Annotated in this window: 18 protein-coding genes; 10 read left to right on the top strand and 8 right to left on the bottom strand. The window is 66.3% G+C overall.

Translation table 11 applies throughout. The features are described from left to right. The first annotated feature begins 154 nt into the window (after window positions 1-154). From ACAW63_RS09075 to prpF, 5 genes are all read left to right on the top strand, one after another. Complete coding sequence (locus tag ACAW63_RS09075; RefSeq protein ID WP_275610178.1) at window positions 155-877, top strand: GntR family transcriptional regulator; 723 nt, start codon at window positions 155-157, stop codon at window positions 875-877. Next, window positions 874-1,761 (top strand): methylisocitrate lyase, encoded by an 888-nt coding sequence (gene prpB / locus ACAW63_RS09070; protein ID WP_371233141.1) that lies wholly within the window; start codon window positions 874-876, stop codon window positions 1,759-1,761. The genes ACAW63_RS09075 and prpB overlap by 4 nt, the downstream gene beginning before the upstream one ends. A 194-nt stretch (window positions 1,762-1,955) precedes the next feature. After that, the gene (prpC, locus tag ACAW63_RS09065) at window positions 1,956-3,116 is read left to right on the top strand and encodes a 2-methylcitrate synthase (protein ID WP_371233140.1); all 1,161 of its coding nucleotides are present in this window, start codon (window positions 1,956-1,958) and stop codon (window positions 3,114-3,116) included. Beyond that, window positions 3,116-5,725 carry a Fe/S-dependent 2-methylisocitrate dehydratase AcnD gene (gene acnD, locus ACAW63_RS09060; protein ID WP_371233139.1) on the top strand — a complete coding sequence of 870 codons (2,610 nt, stop codon included), beginning with the start codon at window positions 3,116-3,118 and terminating at the stop codon, window positions 5,723-5,725. The genes prpC and acnD overlap by 1 nt, the downstream gene beginning before the upstream one ends. 127 nt (window positions 5,726-5,852) lie before the next feature. Beyond that, the gene (gene prpF / locus ACAW63_RS09055) at window positions 5,853-7,040 is read left to right on the top strand and encodes a 2-methylaconitate cis-trans isomerase PrpF (RefSeq protein ID WP_371233137.1); all 1,188 of its coding nucleotides are present in this window, start codon (window positions 5,853-5,855) and stop codon (window positions 7,038-7,040) included. A 234-nt stretch (window positions 7,041-7,274) separates the two neighbouring features. Here the strand turns inward: prpF and ACAW63_RS09050 are convergent, their stop codons facing one another. The 3 genes from ACAW63_RS09050 to ACAW63_RS09040 are packed head-to-tail and all read right to left on the bottom strand — an operon-like array spanning window position 7,275 to window position 8,968. Next, window positions 7,275-7,865 (bottom strand): LON peptidase substrate-binding domain-containing protein, encoded by a 591-nt coding sequence (locus tag ACAW63_RS09050; RefSeq protein ID WP_371233136.1) that lies wholly within the window; start codon window positions 7,863-7,865, stop codon window positions 7,275-7,277. Window positions 7,866-7,892: 27 nt separating this feature from the next. After that, window positions 7,893-8,606: an LrgB family protein gene (locus ACAW63_RS09045; protein ID WP_371233135.1), complete on the bottom strand. Its 714-nt coding sequence runs from the start codon at window positions 8,604-8,606 to the stop codon at window positions 7,893-7,895. Beyond that, window positions 8,606-8,968, bottom strand: a complete 363-nt coding sequence (locus ACAW63_RS09040; protein WP_371233134.1) for a CidA/LrgA family protein — start codon at window positions 8,966-8,968, stop codon at window positions 8,606-8,608. The genes ACAW63_RS09045 and ACAW63_RS09040 overlap by 1 nt, the downstream gene beginning before the upstream one ends. A gap of 182 nt (window positions 8,969-9,150) precedes the next feature. Here ACAW63_RS09040 and ACAW63_RS09035 point away from each other — a divergent pair, with 182 nt between their 5' ends. The 4 genes from ACAW63_RS09035 (at window position 9,151) to ACAW63_RS09020 (ending at window position 12,385) form a co-directional block, all read left to right on the top strand. After that, on the top strand, window positions 9,151-9,606 hold the full coding sequence (locus ACAW63_RS09035) for a MaoC family dehydratase (protein ID WP_371233132.1): 456 nt from the start codon (window positions 9,151-9,153) through the stop codon (window positions 9,604-9,606). Window positions 9,607-9,685: 79 nt separating this feature from the next. Beyond that, the gene (locus tag ACAW63_RS09030; RefSeq protein ID WP_152220258.1) at window positions 9,686-9,898 is read left to right on the top strand and encodes a TM2 domain-containing protein; all 213 of its coding nucleotides are present in this window, start codon (window positions 9,686-9,688) and stop codon (window positions 9,896-9,898) included. Between the two features lie 85 nt (window positions 9,899-9,983). Continuing rightward, entirely contained in the window at window positions 9,984-11,702 is a 1,719-nt protein-coding gene (locus tag ACAW63_RS09025) for a C13 family peptidase (RefSeq protein ID WP_371233131.1), read from the top strand. A 41-nt stretch (window positions 11,703-11,743) separates the two neighbouring features. Further along, window positions 11,744-12,385, top strand: a complete 642-nt coding sequence (locus ACAW63_RS09020; RefSeq protein WP_275610169.1) for an oxidoreductase — start codon at window positions 11,744-11,746, stop codon at window positions 12,383-12,385. A gap of 165 nt (window positions 12,386-12,550) precedes the next feature. Here the strand turns inward: ACAW63_RS09020 and ACAW63_RS09015 are convergent, their stop codons facing one another. From ACAW63_RS09015 to ACAW63_RS09000, 4 genes are all read right to left on the bottom strand, one after another. Then, a complete protein-coding gene (locus ACAW63_RS09015; protein ID WP_275611881.1) occupies window positions 12,551-12,838 on the bottom strand; it encodes a YceK/YidQ family lipoprotein in 288 nt (95 codons plus the stop codon). Then, the gene (ubiX, locus tag ACAW63_RS09010; protein WP_371233129.1) at window positions 12,828-13,457 is read right to left on the bottom strand and encodes a flavin prenyltransferase UbiX; all 630 of its coding nucleotides are present in this window, start codon (window positions 13,455-13,457) and stop codon (window positions 12,828-12,830) included. The genes ACAW63_RS09015 and ubiX overlap by 11 nt, the downstream gene beginning before the upstream one ends. Before the next feature lie 3 nt (window positions 13,458-13,460). After that, entirely contained in the window at window positions 13,461-14,813 is a 1,353-nt protein-coding gene (gene mpl, locus ACAW63_RS09005) for a UDP-N-acetylmuramate:L-alanyl-gamma-D-glutamyl-meso-diaminopimelate ligase (RefSeq protein ID WP_371233127.1), read from the bottom strand. 457 nt (window positions 14,814-15,270) lie between these two features. Then, window positions 15,271-17,187 carry a sigma-54-dependent Fis family transcriptional regulator gene (locus ACAW63_RS09000; protein ID WP_371233125.1) on the bottom strand — a complete coding sequence of 639 codons (1,917 nt, stop codon included), beginning with the start codon at window positions 17,185-17,187 and terminating at the stop codon, window positions 15,271-15,273. Window positions 17,188-17,507: 320 nt separating this feature from the next. Between ACAW63_RS09000 and ACAW63_RS08995 the strand changes: the two genes are divergently transcribed. After that, window positions 17,508-19,028 (top strand): aldehyde dehydrogenase family protein, encoded by a 1,521-nt coding sequence (locus ACAW63_RS08995; RefSeq protein WP_275610166.1) that lies wholly within the window; start codon window positions 17,508-17,510, stop codon window positions 19,026-19,028. A 314-nt stretch (window positions 19,029-19,342) separates the two neighbouring features. On the opposite strand, the gene ACAW63_RS08990 is transcribed toward ACAW63_RS08995, so the two are convergent. Next, on the bottom strand, window positions 19,343-20,395 hold the full coding sequence (locus ACAW63_RS08990; protein ID WP_371233123.1) for an AraC family transcriptional regulator: 1,053 nt from the start codon (window positions 20,393-20,395) through the stop codon (window positions 19,343-19,345). Window positions 20,396-20,473 lie beyond the last annotated feature (78 nt).

Raw genomic sequence — 20,473 nt, 5'->3', positions numbered from 1 at the left:
GCCATTTGCGCGGACAGCATCGCCGCCGGACCTGTCCACACGGGTATAAACCCAGGGGCTTGTTAGACGATTGTCGACACTTCATCAAATCTTCATTGACCAAGGCGCATTGGAGGGGTAGCTTTCGCCGCACATCAAGAAGATTGTCGACACCATGAACGATAGCCTGACTCTGCCAAGCCTGGTTTCGGACGACAGCGAGACCCTCTCGGAACACGTGTTCCGCAAGATCCAGTCCGCCATCGTCAAAGGCGAGATCGCCCCCGGCAGCAAGATTTCCGAGCCGGAGCTGGCGCGTACCTACGGCATCAGCCGGGGCCCGCTGCGCGAGGCAATCCACCGCCTGGAAGGCCAGAAGCTGCTGGTGCGCGTGCCGCACGTCGGTGCGCGGGTCGTTTCGCTCAGCCACGAGGAGCTGCTGGAGCTCTACGAGATCCGCGAATCCCTCGAAGGCATGGCCTGCCGCCTGGCCGCCGAGCGCATGAGCCAGGAAGAGATCGACGAGCTGCGCCGGGTGCTCGACACCCACGAGCGCGACGAGGCCTTCCAGGCCGGGCGCGGCTACTACCAGCAGGAAGGCGACTACGACTTCCACTACCGGATCATCCAGGGCAGCGGCAACCGCACCCTCACCCGCATGCTCTGCGGCGAGCTGTACCAGTTGGTGCGCATGTACCGCCTGCAGTTCTCGGCGACGCCCAACCGGCCGCGCCAGGCCTTCGCCGAGCACCACCGGATTCTCGATGCCATCGCCGATCGTGACGGCGAACTGGCCGAGTTGCTGATGCGCCGTCACATCGGCGCCTCGAAACGCAATGTGGAGCGTCACTACCTGGACGCCCAAGCCAAGACAGCCAACGTACGAGGTGAACAATGAGCTACAAGACCGCCGGCCAACGTTTCCGCGAAGCCCTTGCCGAAGAAAAGCCGCTGCAGGTGATCGGCGCGATCAACGCCAACCACGCGCTGCTGGCCAAGCGCGCCGGCTTCAAGGCCATCTACCTCTCCGGTGGCGGCGTGGCGGCGGGCTCCCTCGGCCTACCGGACCTGGGCATCAACACCCTGGATGACGTGCTCACCGACGTGCGCCGCATCACCGACGTCTGCGACCTGCCGCTGCTGGTGGACATCGACACCGGCTTCGGCCCCAGCGCCTTCAACATCGAGCGCACCGTGAAGAGCCTGATCAAGGCCGGTGCCGCCGCCGCCCACATCGAAGACCAGGTCGGCGCCAAGCGCTGCGGCCACCGTCCGGGCAAGGAAATCGTCTCCGTCGAGGAAATGGCTGACCGCGTGAAAGCCGCCGCCGATGCCAAGACCGACCCGAACTTCTTCCTCATCGCCCGTACCGACGCCATCCAGGCCGAAGGGGTGGACGCCGCCATCGAACGCTGCCAGCGTTATGTCGAAGCCGGCGCCGATGCCATCTTCGCCGAGGCCGCCTACGACCTGCCGACCTACAAGCGCTTCGTCGATGCGCTGAACGTGCCGATCCTGGCCAACATCACCGAGTTCGGCGCCACCCCGCTGTTCACCCGCGACGAGCTGGCCTCGGTCGGTGTGGCCATCCAGCTCTACCCGCTGTCGGCCTTCCGCGCCGCCAACAAGGCCGCCGAAGCCGTCTACACCGCGATCCGCCAGGAAGGCCACCAGCAGAACGTGATCGAACTGATGCAGACCCGTGCCGAGCTGTACGACCGCATCGGCTACCACGCCTTCGAGCAGAAGCTCGACGCGCTGTTCGCTGCTGGCAAGAAGTGAGATGAATCGGCGAATCGGGCCTAGCGCAGGATTCGCCATTGTTTCCGGGTCCCCGCCTTCGCGGGGATGACGAAGCAAGCAAACGTAGGGCGCATAACGCCACAGGCGTTATCCGCCGACCAGATTCGAACCGACCGCACGGCCTGTGCCAGCGGAACAAGAACAAGCAACCGGATTTGATGAGGAGACACGCGATGAGCGCTACCGCAGAAACCACCACCGGCTTCAAGCCGAAGAAGTCCGTGGCCCTGAGTGGCACCGCCGCTGGCAACACCGCCCTGTGCACCGTCGGCCGTACCGGCAACGACCTGCACTACCGTGGCTATGACGTCCTGGACTTCGCCAACCGCTGCGACTTCGAGGAAATCGCCCACCTGCTGGTCCACGGCAAGCTGCCCAACGCCGCCGAACTGGCCGGCTACAAGGCCAAGCTGAAAGCCCTGCGCGGCCTGCCGGCAGGCGTGAAGGCCGCCCTGGAAACCCTGCCGCCGTCCGCCCATCCGATGGACGTGATGCGCACCGCCGTGTCCGTGCTCGGCTGCCTGTCGCCGGAGAAGGACGACCACAACCATCCGGGCGCCCGCGACATCGCCGACAAGCTGATGGCGTCCCTGGGCTCCGCGCTGCTCTACTGGTACCACTTCAGCCACAACGGCAAGCGCATCGAAGTCGAGACCGACGATGAGTCCATCGGCGGCCACTTCCTGCACCTGCTGCACGGGCAGAAGCCGCGCGAGTCCTGGGTGCGCGCCATGCACACCTCGCTGAACCTGTACGCCGAGCACGAGTTCAACGCTTCCACCTTCACCTCCCGCGTGATCGCCGGCACTGGCTCGGACATGTACTCCTGCATCGCCGGCGCCATCGGCGCGCTGCGCGGCCCGAAACACGGCGGCGCCAACGAAGTGGCCTTCGAGATCCAGAAGCGCTACGACAACCCGAACGAAGCCGAGGCCGACATCCGTGCCCGCGTCGAGCGCAAGGAAGTGGTGATCGGCTTCGGCCACCCGGTCTACACCGTGTCCGACCCGCGCAACAAGGTGATCAAGGAAGTCGCTCACCAGCTGTCCGTCGAGCAGTCCAACACCAAGATGTATGACATCGCCGAGCGCCTGGAAAGCGTGATGTGGGAAATCAAGAAGATGTTCCCCAACCTCGACTGGTTCAGCGCCGTCAGCTACCACATGATGGGCGTGCCCACCGCCATGTTCACCCCGCTGTTCGTGATCGCCCGTACCGCCGGCTGGTCCGCCCACGTCATCGAGCAGCGCATCGACGGCAAGATCATCCGCCCGAGCGCCAACTACGTTGGCCCGGAAGATCTGCAGTTCGTGCCGCTCAAGGACCGCAAATGATGAACACTCAATTCCGCAAACGCCTGCCCGGCACCGCGCTGGATTACTTCGACGCCCGCGAGGCGGTCGATGCGATCCAGGCCGGCGCCTGGGACAAACTGCCCTACACCTCCCGCGTGCTGGCCGAACAGCTGGTGCGCCGCTGCGAGCCCGCGGAGCTGACCGCTTCGCTGGAGCAGCTGGTCTACCGCAAGCGCGACCTGGACTTCCCCTGGTACCCGGCGCGCGTGGTCTGCCACGACATCCTCGGCCAGACCGCGCTGGTCGACCTCGCCGGCCTGCGTGACGCCATCGCCGAACAGGGTGGCGACCCGTCCAAGGTCAACCCGGTGGTGCCGACCCAGCTGATCGTCGACCACTCGCTGGCCGTGGAAGCCGCGGGCTTCGACCCGGACGCGTTCGAGAAGAACCGCGCCATCGAGGACCGCCGCAACGAGGATCGCTTCCACTTCATCGACTGGACCAAGACCGCGTTCAAGAACGTCGACGTGATCCCGGCCGGCAACGGCATCATGCACCAGATCAACCTGGAGAAAATGAGCCCGGTGATCCAGGCGCGCGGCGGCGTGGCCTTCCCCGACACCTGCGTCGGCACCGACTCGCACACCCCGCACGTGGATGCCCTGGGCGTGATCGCCATCGGCGTCGGCGGCCTCGAGGCCGAGACCGTGATGCTGGGCCACCCGTCGATGATGCGCCTGCCCGACATCGTCGGCGTCAAGCTGACCGGCAAGCGCAAGCCGGGCATCACCGCCACCGACATCGTCCTGGCCCTGACCGAGTTCCTGCGCAAGGAACGCGTGGTCGGCGCCTACGTCGAGTTCTTCGGCGAGGGTGCGGACAGCCTGACCATCGGCGACCGCGCGACCATCTCCAACATGTGCCCGGAATACGGCGCCACCGCCTCGATGTTCTACATCGACGGCCAGACCATCGACTACCTCAAGCTCACCGGCCGCGAGCCCGAGCAGGTAGCGCTGGTGGAGAACTACGCCAAGACCCTCGGCCTGTGGAGCACCGCGCTGGAAACCGCGGAGTACGAGCGCGTGCTGGAGTTCGACCTGGGCAGCGTGGTGCGCAACATGGCCGGCCCGTCCAACCCGCACCGCCGCCTGCCGACTTCGGCGCTGGCCGAGCGCGGCATCGCCGACGAAGCCAAGCTGGCCGCCGGCAAGGGTGAAGAAGCCCAGGGCCTGATGCCCGACGGCGCGGTGATCATCGCCGCCATCACCAGCTGCACCAACACCTCCAACCCGCGCAACGTCATCGCCGCCGGCCTGGTGGCGAAGAAGGCCAACGCGCTGGGCCTGATCCGCAAGCCGTGGGTGAAGACCTCCTTCGCGCCGGGTTCGAAGGTCGCCAAGCTGTATCTGGAAGAAGCCGGCCTGCTGCCGGAGCTGGAGAAGCTCGGCTTCGGCATCGTCGCCTATGCCTGCACCACCTGTAACGGCATGTCCGGCGCGCTGGATCCGGCGATCCAGAAAGAGATCATCGACCGCGACCTGTACGCCACCGCCGTGCTCTCGGGCAACCGCAACTTCGACGGCCGCATCCACCCCTACGCCAAGCAGGCCTTCCTCGCCTCGCCGCCGCTGGTGGTCGCCTACGCCATCGCCGGCACCGTGCGCTTCGACATCGAGCAGGACCCGCTGGGCACCGACAAGAACGGCAACCCGGTTACCCTGAAGGACCTCTGGCCGTCCGACGAAGAGATCGACGCCATCGTCGCCTCCAGCGTCAAGCCCGAGCAGTTCAAGCAGGTCTACATCCCGATGTTCGACCTGGGCAGCGTGCAGGAAGCGGAAAGCCCGCTGTACGACTGGCGCCCGATGTCCACCTACATCCGCCGTCCGCCGTACTGGGAAGGCGCACTCGCGGGCGAGCGCACGCTGAAAGGCATGCGTCCGCTGGCAATCCTGCCGGACAACATCACCACCGATCACCTGTCGCCATCCAATGCCATCCTGGCGGACTCGGCCGCCGGTGAATACCTGGCAAAAATGGGCCTGCCGGAGGAGGACTTCAACTCCTACGCCACCCACCGCGGCGACCACCTCACCGCCCAGCGCGCCACCTTCGCCAACCCGCAGCTGGTCAACGAAATGGCCGTGGTCAACGGTGAGGTGAAGAAGGGCTCGCTGGCCCGCGTCGAGCCGGAAGGCAAGGTCATGCGCATGTGGGAAGCCATCGAAACCTACATGAACCGCAAGCAGAACCTGATCATCGTGGCCGGCGCCGACTACGGCCAGGGCTCGTCCCGCGACTGGGCGGCCAAGGGCGTTCGCCTGGCGGGCGTGGAAGTGATCGTGGCCGAAGGCTTCGAGCGCATTCACCGCACCAACCTGGTGGGCATGGGCGTGCTGCCGGTGGAGTTCAAGCCGGGCACCACCCGCCTGACCCTGGGCCTGGACGGCACCGAGACCTACGACATCAAGGGCGAAGTCTCGCCGCGTTGCGACCTGACCCTGGTCATCCATCGCAAGAGCGGTGAAGTCGTCGAAGTCCCGGTCACCTGCCGCCTCGACACCGCCGCCGAAGTGAAGGTGTACAAGGCCGGTGGCGTACTGCAGCGCTTCGCCAAGGACTTCCTGGAAGGCGCGGTAGCGTGATGTAACAGCCGGCCCGCTCGCGGGCCGGCACAACTTCTGTAGGAGCGAGCTTGCTCGCGAACCCATCCCCGCTGCGGGGCCGTTCGCGAGCAAGCTCGCTTCTACAAGTAACGCACAGGACCTGAGAATGCCCCACGTACCCCAAGTGAAGATCCCCGCCACCTACATCCGCGGCGGCACCAGCAAGGGCGTGTTCTTCCGCCTGCAGGACCTGCCCGAGCGCTGCCAGGTGCCCGGCGCGGCCCGCGACAAGCTGTTCATGCGCGTGATCGGCAGCCCCGATCCGTACAGCGCGCACATCGACGGCATGGGCGGCGCGACCTCCAGCACCAGCAAGTGCGTGATCCTGTCCAAGAGCACCCAGCCGGACCACGACGTCGACTACCTCTACGGCCAGATTTCCATCGACAAGGCCTTCGTCGACTGGAGCGGCAACTGCGGCAACCTCTCCACCGCCGCCGGCTCCTTCGCCATCCACGCCGGCCTGGTCGACCCGTCGCGCATTCCGGACAACGGCACCTGCGTGGTGCGCATCTGGCAGGCCAACATCCAGAAGACCATCATCGCCCACGTGCCGATCACCAACGGCCAGGTGCAGGAAACCGGCGACTTCGAGCTGGACGGCGTGACCTTCCCCGCCGCCGAGATCGTGCTGGAGTTCCTCGACCCGTCCGACGATAGCGACGAAGGCGGCTCAATGTTCCCCACCGGCAACCTGGTGGACGACCTGGAAGTCCCCGGCATCGGTACCTTCAAGGCGACCATGATCACCGCCGGCATCCCGACCATCTTCGTCAACGCCGAGGACATCGGCTACCAGGGCACCGAGCTGCGCGAAGCGATCAATGGCGACCCCGAACAGCTGGCTCGCTTCGAGAAGATCCGCATCGCCGGCGCGCTGCGCATGGGCCTGATCAAGACGGCCGAAGAAGCCGCGACCCGCCAGCACACGCCGAAGATCGCCTTCGTCTCCCCGCCCAAGGACTACCTGTCCTCCAGCGGCAAGCCGGTGAAGGCCGGCGATGTCGACCTGCTGGTGCGCGCGCTGTCCATGGGCAAGCTGCACCACGCCATGATGGGCACCGCCGCCGTGGCCATCGGCACCGCCGCCGCCATTCCCGGCACCCTGGTGAACCTCGCCGCCGGTGGTGGCGAACGTACCGCGGTGCGCTTCGGCCACCCCTCCGGCACCCTGCGCGTAGGCGCCGAGGCCAAGCAGGTGGACGGCGAGTGGACCGTGACCAAGGCCATCATGAGCCGCAGCTCGCGCATCCTCATGGAAGGCTGGGTGCGGGTGCCGGGGGATTCGTTCTGATCCTTCGCTGACGCCGTGAAAACACAAGGCCCGCATTCGCGGGCCTTGTCGTTTCTCCTGGGAAGATCGTGCCTGGGTTTCCCCTCACCCCGGCCCTCTCCCACTGGGAGAGACTTGGGGTGAGGGCAGGCAGCGGCGCCAATGCTTACCCTGTAGGAGCGAGCTTGCTCGCGAACCGAACCCTGCTACGGAGTCTGTTCGCGAGCAAGCTCGCTCCTACGAAAAGCCGCTGCGTCAGGCCACGAAATCGCCCTGCAACTGCTCCAGCAAAACCTGAATCCGCGCCAGGCGCACGGTCGGGTCGTCCATCTCCAGCAGCACCTGCTTCTGGTCACGCTCGAAGGGCAACAGGTAGGCGAGCTGACAGGCCAATTCCTGTTGGCCGTTGACCTCCCCGCCCATCTCCAGCGCGGAAACCATGGGGTGCATGGACAGCGCCTCCAGCAACGCCGCCAGGTCGTCGTGCTCCTTGGTCAGCGGCTGGTCGGGCTGCTCGTCCAGCCACTCCACCTCAGCCACGCTCAACTGGTCCGGCTGCACATTGGCGGAGAGCACGCGGAAACGCCGGCCGCCTTCGACGCGAATGCCCAGCAGGCCATTGGGTCGCTGTTGCCAGTCGCGGATACGCGCCTCGCAACCAACCAGGCTGTAGCGCTCCGGCGCACCGCCGACCTCCTCGCCCTCGACGATGGACACCACACCGAAACCGGCGTCCTGTTTCATGCAACGGCCGATCATGTCCAGGTAGCGCGCCTCGAAGATCTGCAGGTCGAGGCGACAGCCGGGGAACAGTACGGTGTTGAGGGGAAACAGCGGAAACATCATGGTCATTCCTCGAAACCCTGGGCGGCGTCAGGCAAGCAGCGCTACCGCCAACGGTAGCAGTACCGCAGTGGCCACGCCCATCAGGCTCATCGCCAGGGCGGCGAAGGCGCCGCATTCCTCGCCCTCCTGCAGCGCGCGGGAAGTGCCCACGGCGTGGGCGGTCATGCCCAGCGCCATGCCCTGCGCGGCCGGGTGATGCACACCGACGCGGCGCAGCAGTTCCGGACCGAGGATGGCGCCGAGCACGCCGGTGATCAACACGAACACCGCCGCCAGCGCCGCCACGCCGCCGATCTGGCTGGCCACCAGCATGGCGATCGGCGAGGTCACCGACTTGGGCGCCAGGCTCATCAGCAGCTCGTGGTCAACGCCGAACAGCCAGCCCAGGCCGATGCCCAGCCCGGTGGCGAACAGCCCGGCCACCACCAGGGTGATCAGGGTCGGCCAGAACAGCTGGCGGATGCGCTTGAGGTTGAGGAACAGCGGCACCGCCAGCGCCACGGTGGCGGGGCCGAGGAGAATGGTCAGCACCTTGGCGCTGGTGCTGTATTCGGCGTAGTCGATGCCGCAGGCCAGCAGCACGCCGATGACGATCAGCATCGACACCAGCACCGGCTGCAGGAATACCCAACGCGTGCGTTCATAAGCGGCCAGCGCCAACTGGTAGGCACCCAGGGTGACGCCGACGCAGAACAGCGGATGGTGGATGACGGCGTTCACCGCACCTTGCCAGTCGAACATCAGGCGCCCTCCTTCCGCTGGCGCTGGCGGTCGATGAGCTTCTGCATCAGCCAGCCGGCGAACACGAAGGACACCAGCAGCGACAGCGCAAGCGCCCCGACGATGGCCCAGAAGTCCGCGGCAATCTGCTTCGCGTAAGCCATCACCCCCACCGCCGCCGGCACCAGCAGCAACGGCAGATAGCGCAGCAGCGAGCCGGCCGCCTCGTTCACCGGCGCACTCACTTCCCCGCTCCACACCAGGTACAGAAAGAGCAGCACCAGCCCAATGATGGGGCCGGGAATCATGTGCAGGATGAGAGCATTCAGACCCGTGCCGAGCAGTTGGAACAGCACCAGCCAGGTCAGGCCACGTAACAGCATGGGGACATCTCCAGCGCAAGGAGGCGCCATTATGCCCAGCCAGGCGCCGCTATGGCACGGCATTCGCCCAAAGCATGAATGCCGGGCCGGCTTGACCGCACCCGGTACCCATGCTGATCTACTGGCTGCTTTACGCTCTGCTGGACGCACTAGAAGAAAAAAACGCATTCCCCGGAGGAAACATGGCATTCGTACCTGTTAGCGCACTGAAGGACTACATCGGCAAGGATCTGGGCCACTCGCAGTGGATCACCATCGACCAGGAGCGCATCAACCAGTTCGCCGAGTGCACCGAGGACCACCAGTTCATCCACGTCGACCCGGAAAAGGCGAAGAAGACCCCGTTCGGCGGCACCATTGCCCACGGTTTCCTCTCCCTGTCGCTGATCCCGAAACTCTGCGAAGGCCTGCTGGTGCTGCCGGAGAACCCCAAGATGGTGGTGAACTACGGCCTGGACAGCGTTCGATTCATCCAGCCGGTACCGGTCAACTCCCGCGTGCGCCTGCAGGTGACCATCAGCGACATCACCGAGAAGAACCCCGGCCAGTGGCTGATCAAGGCGCGCTGCACCCTGGAGATCGAAGGCCAGGCCAAACCCGCCTACATCGCCGAATCCCTGAGCCTGTGCTTCGTCTGAAACATTTCCTGACGGTTATGGATTAGAATGACGGAGGCCGCCAGCCAGGCGGCCTCCGGCCATTCACAAGGACAGTCCCATGACCGAAAAACGCATTCTCCCCGCCTTCCTGCTGTGCTTCTTCCTCGGCACCTTCGGCGCCCATCGCTTCTATGTGGGCAAGATCGGCACCGGTATCCTGCAGATCCTCACCCTGGGCGGCCTGGGTATCTGGACGCTGGTCGACTTCATCATGATCATCGTCGGTGCCTTCAAGGACAAGGAAGGCAACAAGCTCACCCAGTGGACTTGAGCAAGGTTCCCTGAAAAAAGCCCGCACCCGCGGGCTTTTTTACGTCCACACTGAAATCGCGCCCCACCGCAATTCGAGACCTCCCATGCCACGCCATCTCCTGCCCCTCGGCCTCGCCCTGCTCCTTGCCGCCTGCGGCGAAGGCGAGCCCCTGACGCCACCCGACGGCCGCCTGCCCGATGGTGCGCGCTATCGTGGCGAACTGGTGAACGGCCAGTTACAGGGAAAAGGCCGCCTGGACTACCCCAACGGCGCCTGGTACGACGGCGAATTCGACAAGGGCCTGCAGAACGGCCAGGGCAAGTGGCGCGGCGGTGATGGCACGACCTATGTCGGAGGCTTTCGCGAGGGTCTGTTCGAGGGGCGGGGCCATCTGCAGTTCGCCGACGGCAGCACCTATGACGGCCAGTTCAAGCAGGGTGAGTTCGACGGCGAAGGTCGTCTGACCCAGGGCCAGACCAGCTACAGCGGCGGCTTCCGCAAGGGGCGCTACGAAGGCACGGGCACCCTCGAACAGCCCGACGGCACCCGCCACCAGGGCTGGTTCGCAGGCGGCGAAGCCAATGGCGAAGGCGCGCGCGTGGACAGCCTCGGCAACCAGTACAGCGGACAATTCAAGAACGGCACGCTCAACGGCAAGGGCACCTTCCGCGACGATGCCGGCGACCACTACAGCGGCGAGTTCCGCAACGATCAGTTCGACGGCAAGGGACGCTTCCAGAACCTCGCCGGCGACGTCTGGCTCGGCACCTTCAAGGAAGGTTCGCTGGACGGCACGGGCGAGTTCATCGGCAGCGACGGCAGCCGCTACCAGGGCGAGTTCCGCCAGTGGCGCTTCGACGGCAAGGGCACCCTCAGCCAGGCCGACGGGCAGGTCTACCGCGGCGGCTTCGCCCGTGGCGAATACTCGGGCGAAGGCACCCTCACCCGCAGCGACGGCAGCGTTCAGCGCGGCAGCTGGAGCCGTGGCCAGCGCACGCGCGACGAGCACGGCGCACTGCTGCCCAACGCGCTGGAGATCGGCCTGCTGGAACAGGGCCCGCTGCTGCAGAAGGCGCTGGCGGCCATCCCGCCGTCCACGCCAGCCATCGAGCTCTACGGCCTGAGCCTGGGCGGCGACGGCAAGCAGAGCGTGTTCCTGCGCGAGGCCGACTATGTCGCCAACCTGCTGGGCCAGCGCTTCGGCGCACAGGGCGTGGTGACGCTGGTGAACCATCGCGACCATCTCACCGACCGGCCAATGGCCACCCGCGAAAGCCTGGCCCGCACCCTGCGTACGCTGGCTGAACGCAGCGGCCCGGAAGACCTGGTCTTCATCTACCTGACCAGCCACGGCTCCTCCGACCACCAACTGGTGCTCGACATGCCGGGCCTGAAGCTCGACGACCTGCCGGCCAGCGAACTGGCCACCCTGCTTGCGCCGTTGAAGGACCGCTACAAGGTCCTGGTAATCTCGGCCTGCTACAGCGGCGGCTTCATCCCCGCGCTCAAGGACGACAAGACCCTGATCATGACCGCCGCCCGCAGCGACCGGGTATCCTTCGGCTGCTCCGAAGAGGCCGACTTCACCTACTTCGGTGACGCGCTGTTCGCCAAGGCCTTCCAACAGACGGATGACCTCGAGGAAGCCTTCGCGCAGGCCAGCAACACGGTCGCCCGGCGCGAGAAGGAGGAACAGTTCGAGCCATCCGAGCCGCAACTTTGGGCGCCAGCGACGGTTCTAAACCATTGGAAGGCCCTGCGTGCCCAGCAGCGCCATATGCCACTCGATGCCAAGAGTGTCGCCGTACAGGCAAAACAATAGGCCGGCAACTAAGCTTGTCAGTGTGTCAGGGAGAAACACAGATGTACTCAACACCGACGAATATCCTGCTTGCCGGAGCGACCGGTCTCACGGGTGAACACCTGCTCGACCGCATGCTCAACGAACCCACCGTGAAGCGCGTGCTGGCCCCTACCCGACGGAAGCTGGCCGAACATCCGCGCCTGGAAAACCCCATCGGCCCGCTGGCCGAACTGATCCCGGACCTGACCCGGCCGGTGGACACCGTGTTCTGCTGCCTGGGCACCACGATCAAGGAGGCGGGCTCCGAAGAGGCCTTCCGCAACATCGATTTCGACCTGCCCCTGGCACTGGGCGCCCGTGGTCTCGAACTGGGTGCACGGCACTACGTGGTGATCAGCGCCCTGGGCGCCGACAGCAAGTCGTCGATCTTCTACAGCCGGGTCAAGGGCGAGCTGGAAGACGCCCTGCGCCAGCAAGGCTGGCCGCAGCTGACCATCGCCCGCCCCTCGCTGCTGCTGGGCCAGCGCGAAGAGGTACGCCTGGCCGAGCTGCTCGCCGCCCCCTTCGCCCGCATCCTGCCGGGCAAACTGCACGGCATCGAAGCCTGCGCCCTGGCCCGCGCGCTCTGGCGCCTGGCGCTGGAAACCGGCAAGGGCACCCGCGTTGTCGAATCGGACGAACTGCGCAGGCTGGGTAAGTAATCCTCCGCAATCCCCCATTCGCCCCCGGAACGCAGGGCGTACAACCGTTCGCGGTTGTACGCCGATACACCGTTATTGGCCATCGACGCCGGGATGAAACTCGGAGAGCCCTGAGATCAAGGTCAAACGGCGCACGACGTCGAACGTCATACGCCCTACAGGCCGTCAGTTCCCGCCGCGTACCTGCAGGCCGACGCCCAGTTCCGCCGCAATGGAGAATGGCAGCAGCAAGGTGTCGAGCAGCGCGCTGCCCGGCAGGTCCAGCGCCGGATAGGCCGGCGCCTCGACACCGAAGCGGTCCATCGGGCAGCAGCCGCCATTGAGCGAATACCAGTCCAGCCGGGTGCCGGCATAGATCAGCGGCGCGTCGGGCTTGGCGGCGTTGAGGGTCTTCACGGTGGCGCAACCGCCCAGTTGCAGCAGCAACAGGGCGGCGAGGAGCTTATTCGTCACTGACAAGATGGTGTTCGCCCCAGCGCGGCAGCATGTCCTGGGGGATGCCCAGTTGATTGAGGATGCGCGCGACGACGAAGTCGATCAGGTCGTCCACCGTCTGCGGCTGATGGTAGAAGCCGGGCGCGGCGGGAAGGATCACCGCGCCCATGTTCGAAAGCTTGAGCATGTTCTCCAGGTGAATGCTGGAGAACGGTGCCTCGCGCGGCACCAGGATGAGCTGGCGGCGCTCCTTCAGCGCCACGTCGGCGGCACGTTCGATCAGGTTGTTGCAGGCGCCGGTGGCGATGGCCGAGAGCGTCCCCGTCGAGCAGGGCACCACCACCATCGCGCTGGGCGCCCCGGAGCCGGAAGCCACCGGCGCCATCCAGTCTTCCTTGCCGTACACGCGGATCTGCCCGGGAGCGGCGCCGGTGTATTCGCTGAGGAAGGCCTGCATCGCCTGCGGCTTGCCCGGCAGGGTCACGTCGGTCTCGGTGGCCACCACCAGTTGCGCGGCCTTGGAGATCAGGAAGTGCACCTCGCGATCCTCCTGCACCAGGCAGTCGAGCAGGCGCAGGCCGTACTGGGCGCCCGAGGCGCCGGTCATGGCGAGGGTGACGCGTTCGGCTCCGGCCATGGATCAGCCCTCCAGCGCCTGGGCGAGCTTGCCGTGCAGGCCGCCGAAACCGCCGTTGCTCATGATCACCACCTGGGTGCCCGGCGTGGCGATGGCTTTCACGCCCGCGATGATGGCGTCCAGCGAGTCGCACACCTGGGTCGGCACGGTGGAGCTGGCCACGGTGGCGGCCAGGTCCCAGCCGAGGTTCGGCGGGGCGTACCAGAACACGCTGTCGGCCTGCACCACGGACTCGGGCAGGCCGTCGCGGTGGGCGCCGAGCTTCATGGAGTTGGAGCGCGGCTCGACCACGGCAATCACCGGCGCATCGCCGACGCGCTTGCGCAGACCGTCGAGGGTGGTGGCGATGGCCGTCGGGTGGTGGGCAAAGTCGTCGTAGATGGTCACGCCGTTGACTTCGGCGACCTTCTCCATGCGCCGCTTGACGCTCTTGAAGGCCGACAGCGCGGCGCAGCCCAGCTCCGGCACCACGCCGACATGGCGGGCCGCCGCGAGGCAGGCCAGGGCGTTGGCGACGTTGTGCTGGCCGGTCAGTTCCCAGTCCACGGTGCCCTGCACCTGGCCGTCGAACAGCACCTCGAAGTGCGAGCCGTCGTCGCTGAGCAGGCGCGCCTGCCACTGGCCGCCTTCGCCGGTGGTCTGCACCGGGGTCCAGCAGCCCATGCCGATCACGCGCTTGAGTGCGGTTTCGGACGTGGGATGGATGATCAGGCCTTCGCCGGGGATGGTCCGCACCAGGTGGTGGAACTGCCGCTCGATGGCGGCGAGATCGGGGAAGATATCCGCGTGGTCGAATTCCAGGTTGTTCAGGATCGCCGTGCGCGGGTGGTAGTGGACGAACTTGGAGCGCTTGTCGAAGAAGGCGCTGTCGTACTCGTCGGCTTCGACCACGAAGAACGGCGTGCCGCCCAGGCGCGCGGAGACACCGAAGTTCTGCGGCACGCCACCGATCAGGAAGCCCGGGCTCATGCCGGCATGCTCCAGCACCCAGGCCAGCATGCTGCTGGTGGTGGTCTTGCCGTGGGTGCCGGCGGCGGCCAGTACCCAGCGGCCTTGCAGCACGTGGTCGGCCAGCCACTGGGGGCCGGAAACGTAGGGCAGGCCCTTGTTCAGGACGTATTCCACAGCGGGGTTGCCGCGCGACAGGGCGTTGCCGACCACCACCAGGTCCGGTGCCGGATCGAGGTGCGCCGGGTCATAGCCCTGCATGAGCTCGATGCCCTGGGCTTCGAGCTGGGTGCTCATCGGCGGGTAGACGTTGGCGTCGGAACCGGTCACGCGGTGACCAAGCTCCTTGGCCAGGACGGCCAGCGACCCCATGAAGGTGCCGCAGATGCCGAGGATGTGGATATGCATGCAGACTCCTGCAATCAAGCCTTTCCAGGCGCTTCGAATGGGCGGCAGAGTAGCACAGCGCGCCCCCGCGCGGCCCGCCGCCGGGGCATCAGACGACGAGGTGGGGAGGCGGTTCCCGGTGGGCGGAGAATGTCGTCACGGGAGCGAACCGTAGGGCGTACAGCCGTTCGCGGTTGTACGCCGCTATACCGTTGTCTGCCGCCAGCGCCTGGTTGAGCCCGGAGCGCCCTGCGCTCAAGGTCAAACGCATATAACGTCGAACGTTATACGCCCTACGCTCCTTCGGTGAAGGGGCGAAGTCAGCCGGGGGATCCATCCCAAGCCTGGCACCTGTTAGCGAGCAAGCTCGCTCCTACAGGTTCGGCGCGCGTGCTCTTCGTAGGAGCGAGCTTGCTCGCGAACCGCATGGCACCGGGCCAATCGCGGACAGAGTCCGCTGCTACCGGGACCGTCCTGTTCAGGTTCGGCGACTCAGTCCGTGGCGGTTGAGCTTGCGGTACAGCGTGTTGCGGCTGATGCCCAGTTGCTGCGCCACCCGGCTGACGTGCCAGTGATGCGCCTCCAGCACTTCCAGCAGGGCCAGGCGCTCGGCATTGCCCAGTGCATCGCCACCCTCCTCGCTTGCCACGACGGGCGTAGCGACGGCAGCGGGGGCCGGCGCGCGGCGCAGGTCCGGCGGCAGGTCGGCCATCTGGATGCGCCCGCCCTCGCACAACGCGCACAGCGTCCGCAGCACATTGCGCAACTGACGCACGTTGCCCGGCCACGGATAGTCGAGCAGGTGGCGGCGGACGTCTGCCTCCAGGCGCACCGCACGGCCCTTGCTCTCCTCGGCCAGCAGATGATCGAGCAGCGCATCCCGGTCCGCACGCTCGCGCAGCGGCGGCAACGCCACCACCAGGCCGTTGAGCCGGTAGTAGAGGTCTTCGCGGAACTGCCCGGTCGCCACCAGTGCCTCCAGGTCGCGGTGGCTGGCGCTGATCAGACGGATATCCACGTCCTGCGGCTCGCCGCCGATGGGCACCACCTGGCGCTCCTCCAGCACCCGCAGCAGGCGCGTCTGCAGGGCCAGCGGCATGTCGCCGATTTCGTCGAGGAACAGGGTGCCGCCGTCGGCCTGTTGCAGCTTGCCGCGCATGCCTTCCTTGCGTGCGCCGGTGAAGCTGCCGCCGCGATAGCCGAACAGCTCGCTCTCGATCAGCGTCTCGGGAATCGCCGCGCAGTTCAGCGCGACGAAGCTCTTGCCGGCACGCTCGCCGCCCAGGTGCACGGCGCGAGCGAAAGCCTCCTTGCCGGTGCCGGTCTCGCCCTGCAGCAACAGCGGCACGTCGTGGGCGTAGACCTTCAGCGCCCGGCGGAAATCGTGGGCCAGTTGCGGATCATCGATGCACAACCCTTTGGCCAGCGGTGCACGCGGCAGCACGGGCGCTGCGGGCACGGGACGCTGCCCACGCAGCAGAGCGTACAGCGTGCGGCCGGAATGGGTACGCAGCGGCCAGCTGGCATTGGGCTGCGGATCGGCGCGGTTGAAGAGGTCGTCCAGCCGGCAGTCGAAGAACTGTTCCAGCGAGCGCCCCAGCAGGCTCTCGCGATGGCTGCCGAGCAGGTTGATGGCGCTCTGGTTGGCTGCCTGGATGCGGCCGGCACCGTCGAACGCAATCATGCCTTCACTGAACAGGCCCAGGCCGTCCGGCTGCAGGTGGAAGCGCAGCAGCCATTGGTCCTCGAAATGGCGCAGGAAGTAGCAGCCCTCGATGGCCTTGGCCGACAGATTGACCAGCGCCATGGTGTGGAACTGGCTTTGCCGCGAGGCATCGCGACGCGCGGAGGACACATCGAGCACCGCCAGCAGTTCGCCCTGGGGGTCGAAGACCGGGCTCGCCGAGCAGGTCAGTCCGGTGTGGCGGCTGCGGAAGTGTTCGTCCTGGTGGATGGTCAGCGCCTGGCGCTCGACCAGGCAGGTGCCGATGCCGTTGGTGCCTTCGCGCGCCTCGCTCCAGTCGGCGCCGAGCCACAGCCCGGCCTGCTCGAAGGTGCGCCGCTCGGCAGCCTCGCTGACGCAGTTCAGTATGACGCCGCGCGAATCGGTGAGGAGTACCGCATGGCCGGCGCCGGAAAGCTGCTGGTGCAGGCTGGTCATCTCGTCGCTGGCGATTTCCAGCACCTGCTGCAGGCGCTCGCGGCGCTCCAGCATGCGGGCATGTTCCAGCACCGTAGGCGCCATGGTTTGCGCCGGGTCCAGGTGGTACTGCTCCAGGCAGCGCATCCAGGAACGGGCGATCGACGGGTCGGCGCCGGGAGCGCCGGCACGAGCACGGCCCTCGGCGACGGTCATGACCTGGCGGGCGTGGCGGCTCATATCGTTGGCACGCATTCTTGTTGTTCTCCGCAATGGGGACGGGGAGGCAGCCCCGAAGGTCCGTCGCCGTCATGAATCGGCCACGAACCTCGGACAGCATCCTCCACGTGTCCGGGCAATGCAACGCCTGTCCGACCGTCAGGTCACGACTGTCACGAATACGGGACAAAGTGTCACGACGCACTGTCCCAGGCCTGCCACAGCGGGCGTTTCAGCAACCCCCGGCGAAAGTCCCGAGGCCTTGTGCGGCGCGGCTTGCGCTGGCATGGCCCGGCCCTTGCTCTACGCTTGATCAACGTCCTCCCCAACAAGCACAAGACCCAGGAGATTCGACCATGCGTTATGCCCACCCCGGTACCGAAGGCGCCATCGTTTCCTTCAAGGCGCGCTACGGCAACTACATCGGCGGCGAATTCGTCCCGCCGGTAAAGGGTCAGTACTTCACCAACACCTCGCCGGTGAACGGCCAGGCTATCGCCGAATTCCCCCGCTCTGACGCCTCCGACATCGACAAGGCACTGGACGCCGCCCACGCCGCCGCTGACGCCTGGGGCCGCACCTCGGTACAGGACCGCTCCAACATCCTGCTGAAGATCGCCGACCGCATCGAGCAGAACCTGGAACTGCTGGCCATCACCGAGACCTGGGACAATGGCAAGCCGATCCGCGAAACGCTGAACGCCGACATCCCGCTGGCCGCCGACCACTTCCGCTACTTCGCCGGTTGCATCCGCGCCCAGGAAGGCTCTGCCGCCGAGATCAACGACAGCACCGTCGCCTACCACATCCACGAGCCGCTGGGCGTGGTGGGGCAGATCATCCCGTGGAACTTCCCGCTGCTGATGGCCGCCTGGAAACTCGCCCCGGCCCTGGCCGCCGGCAACTGCGTGGTGCTCAAGCCGGCCGAGCAGACCCCGCTGGGCATCTGCGTGCTGATGGAAGTGATCGGCGACCTGCTGCCGCCGGGCGTGCTCAACGTCGTCCAGGGCTTCGGCCGCGAAGCCGGCGAGGCGCTGGCCACCAGCAAGCGCATCGCCAAGATCGCCTTCACCGGCTCGACTCCGGTGGGCTCGCACATCCTCAAATGCGCCGCAGAGAACATCATTCCGTCCACCGTGGAGCTGGGCGGCAAGAGCCCGAACATCTACTTCGAGGACATCATGCAGGCCGAGCCGACCTTCATCGAGAAGGCCGCCGAGGGCCTGGTGCTGGCCTTCTTCAACCAGGGCGAGGTGTGCACCTGCCCGTCCCGCGCGCTGGTGCAGGAGTCCATCTACCCGCAGTTCATGGAAGTGGTGATGAAGAAGGTCAAGGCGATCAAGCGCGGCGACCCGCTGGACACCGACACCATGGTCGGCGCCCAGGCTTCGCAGCAGCAGTACGAGAAGATCCTCTCCTACCTCGACATTGCCCAGCAGGAAGGCGCGCAGGTTCTCACCGGCGGCCAGGTCGAGCGCCTGAGCGGCGACCTCGCCAGCGGCTATTACATCCAGCCGACCCTGCTCAAGGGCAACAACAAGATGCGCGTGTTCCAGGAGGAAATCTTCGGCCCGGTGGTGGGCGTCACCACCTTCAAGGATGAGGCCGAGGCGCTGGCGATCGCCAACGACACCGAGTACGGCCTGGGCGCCGGCCTCTGGACCCGTGACATCAACCGTGCCTACCGCATGGGCCGTGGCATCAAGGCCGGCCGTGTGTGGACCAACTGCTACCACCTGTACCCGGCGCACGCCGCGTTCGGCGGCTACAAGAAATCCGGCGTGGGCCGCGAGACCCACAAGATGATGCTCGACCACTACCAGCAGACCAAGAACCTGCTGGTGAGCTACGACATCAACCCGCTGGGCTTCTTCTGATCCACCCGCCCGGCGCGAGCCGGGCATTCTCTCCAATCGATCTTTGCGCGGCCTGCGGGTCGCGCTTTTTTATGCCCGGGAAAAGGGTTCGGCGGGATGTCTTTCGTAGTAGCGGACTTCGTCCGCGATGTTCTACGGCGGCTCGGACCATCGCGAACGAAGTCCGATCCTGTACCTGGTTTGAATATCGTGCGGAATTGTAGGAGCGAGCTTGCTCGCGAACCCGCCCAGCTCAGGTGCCGCCGGGAAATCCGTTCGCGAGCAAGCTCGCTCCTACAGAGAGGGATCGGTTCGCAGGACCGGATCGCGGCCGATCAGCTCGCGTCGCTACGCCACTGCCGCGGGCTCACCCCGAACCAGCGGCGGAAGGCACGGGAGAACGCGCTGGTCTCGGAGTACCCCAGCAGCGGCGCGAGCTCGGAGATCGGCCGCTGCCGCTGGCGCATGTAGTGCAGCGCCAGTTCGCGGCGGGTGTTTTCCACCAGTTGGCTGAAACTCAGCCCGGCCTCGCGCAGGCGGCGCTGCAGGCCGGCAGTGGTGAGTTCGAGCTGCTCGGCAATGATCTCCAGCGAAGGCTCGCCCTCACTCAACGCCAGGCGAATCTGCGTGCCGGCATCCTCCACCAGGTTCGGCGCGCCGCCCTGCTCGCCCAGGCGACGGATCACGTCCTGCACCAGGAACAACAGGTTGGCGTCGCGCTCCGGCATCTGCCGGCCGTAGAGGTCGCGTTTGGGAATCAGCATGGAATTGCAGCCGCGCTGGAACAGCACCGGCGCGTCGAACACCCGCCCATGCTCCTGCCAGCCTTCGGGGCGCGCATGCTCGAAGCTCACCGCGCGCGGCGCCCACTCGGGACCGAGCACATGGCGCATCAGGTTCAGCGCCATGCCCAGGGTCAGCTCGGCATCCTGGCGGCGGTCGAGAATGGCGCCATGGCGCACCTGGTAGTCGAAGCGGTAGCACTCGCCACAATCCACCAGGCGGATCAGGGTGTCGTGCTGGTGATAGGGGAAGGCGGCAGAGAAGTTCTTCAGCGCGTCCTCCAGCGTCTCGGAGCACAGCCCGACGTAGCCCAGCAGCCCCAGTTCGCGGGGCCGGAACTGCTCGCCGTAGCGCAGCCCGAAGTTGTCGCAACCGGACTGTCGCGCCGCCTCTTCGAGCACCTGGCAATAGTTGGTCAGCGCCAGGCTCAGGGTGGGATGCAGCAGGCGTTCCGGGTCGATGCCCGCGCGGCCGAAGACCCGATCGATGTCGCCACCCTGGTCGCCGATGAAGCGACCCAGGCCGCTGGCCGCAGCGGACAGCACGCCGATGTTGTTGGCCAGAGGCACGCTCAGGCCGGGATGGGAGAACAGGGGCTGGCTCATGACGGTTACCGATCTTGTTATGAAACACGCAAGGCACTCGATCCCCCTGAAAACGGGGACCTTTATACAAAGCAAATC

The organism is Pseudomonas sp. QE6 (assembly GCF_041379005.1).
Taxonomy (GTDB): domain Bacteria; phylum Pseudomonadota; class Gammaproteobacteria; order Pseudomonadales; family Pseudomonadaceae; genus Pseudomonas.
The sequence above is the reverse complement of the archived record's forward strand: the minus strand, read 5'-3'. Positions and strand labels throughout refer to the sequence as shown.

Bases quoted from the DNA above. Each gene is read 5' to 3' on its own strand.
- ACAW63_RS09075 (WP_275610178.1), top strand. From the start codon at position 155: ATGAACGATAGCCTGACTCTGCCAAGCCTGGTTTCGGACGACAGCGAG.
- ACAW63_RS09035 (WP_371233132.1), top strand. From the start codon at position 9,151: ATGGCATTCGTACCTGTTAGCGCACTGAAGGACTACATCGGCAAGGAT.
- prpB (WP_371233141.1), top strand. From the start codon at position 874: ATGAGCTACAAGACCGCCGGCCAACGTTTCCGCGAAGCCCTTGCCGAA.
- acnD (WP_371233139.1), top strand. From the start codon at position 3,116: ATGAACACTCAATTCCGCAAACGCCTGCCCGGCACCGCGCTGGATTAC.
- ACAW63_RS09030 (WP_152220258.1), top strand. From the start codon at position 9,686: ATGACCGAAAAACGCATTCTCCCCGCCTTCCTGCTGTGCTTCTTCCTC.
- ACAW63_RS09050 (WP_371233136.1), bottom strand. From the start codon at position 7,865: ATGATGTTTCCGCTGTTTCCCCTCAACACCGTACTGTTCCCCGGCTGT.
- ACAW63_RS09045 (WP_371233135.1), bottom strand. From the start codon at position 8,606: ATGTTCGACTGGCAAGGTGCGGTGAACGCCGTCATCCACCATCCGCTG.
- ACAW63_RS09020 (WP_275610169.1), top strand. From the start codon at position 11,744: ATGTACTCAACACCGACGAATATCCTGCTTGCCGGAGCGACCGGTCTC.
- ACAW63_RS09040 (WP_371233134.1), bottom strand. From the start codon at position 8,968: ATGCTGTTACGTGGCCTGACCTGGCTGGTGCTGTTCCAACTGCTCGGC.
- prpC (WP_371233140.1), top strand. From the start codon at position 1,956: ATGAGCGCTACCGCAGAAACCACCACCGGCTTCAAGCCGAAGAAGTCC.
- ACAW63_RS08995 (WP_275610166.1), top strand. From the start codon at position 17,508: ATGCGTTATGCCCACCCCGGTACCGAAGGCGCCATCGTTTCCTTCAAG.
- ACAW63_RS09025 (WP_371233131.1), top strand. From the start codon at position 9,984: ATGCCACGCCATCTCCTGCCCCTCGGCCTCGCCCTGCTCCTTGCCGCC.
- ACAW63_RS08990 (WP_371233123.1), bottom strand. From the start codon at position 20,395: ATGAGCCAGCCCCTGTTCTCCCATCCCGGCCTGAGCGTGCCTCTGGCC.
- ubiX (WP_371233129.1), bottom strand. From the start codon at position 13,457: ATGGCCGGAGCCGAACGCGTCACCCTCGCCATGACCGGCGCCTCGGGC.
- mpl (WP_371233127.1), bottom strand. From the start codon at position 14,813: ATGCATATCCACATCCTCGGCATCTGCGGCACCTTCATGGGGTCGCTG.
- prpF (WP_371233137.1), top strand. From the start codon at position 5,853: ATGCCCCACGTACCCCAAGTGAAGATCCCCGCCACCTACATCCGCGGC.
- ACAW63_RS09000 (WP_371233125.1), bottom strand. From the start codon at position 17,187: ATGCGTGCCAACGATATGAGCCGCCACGCCCGCCAGGTCATGACCGTC.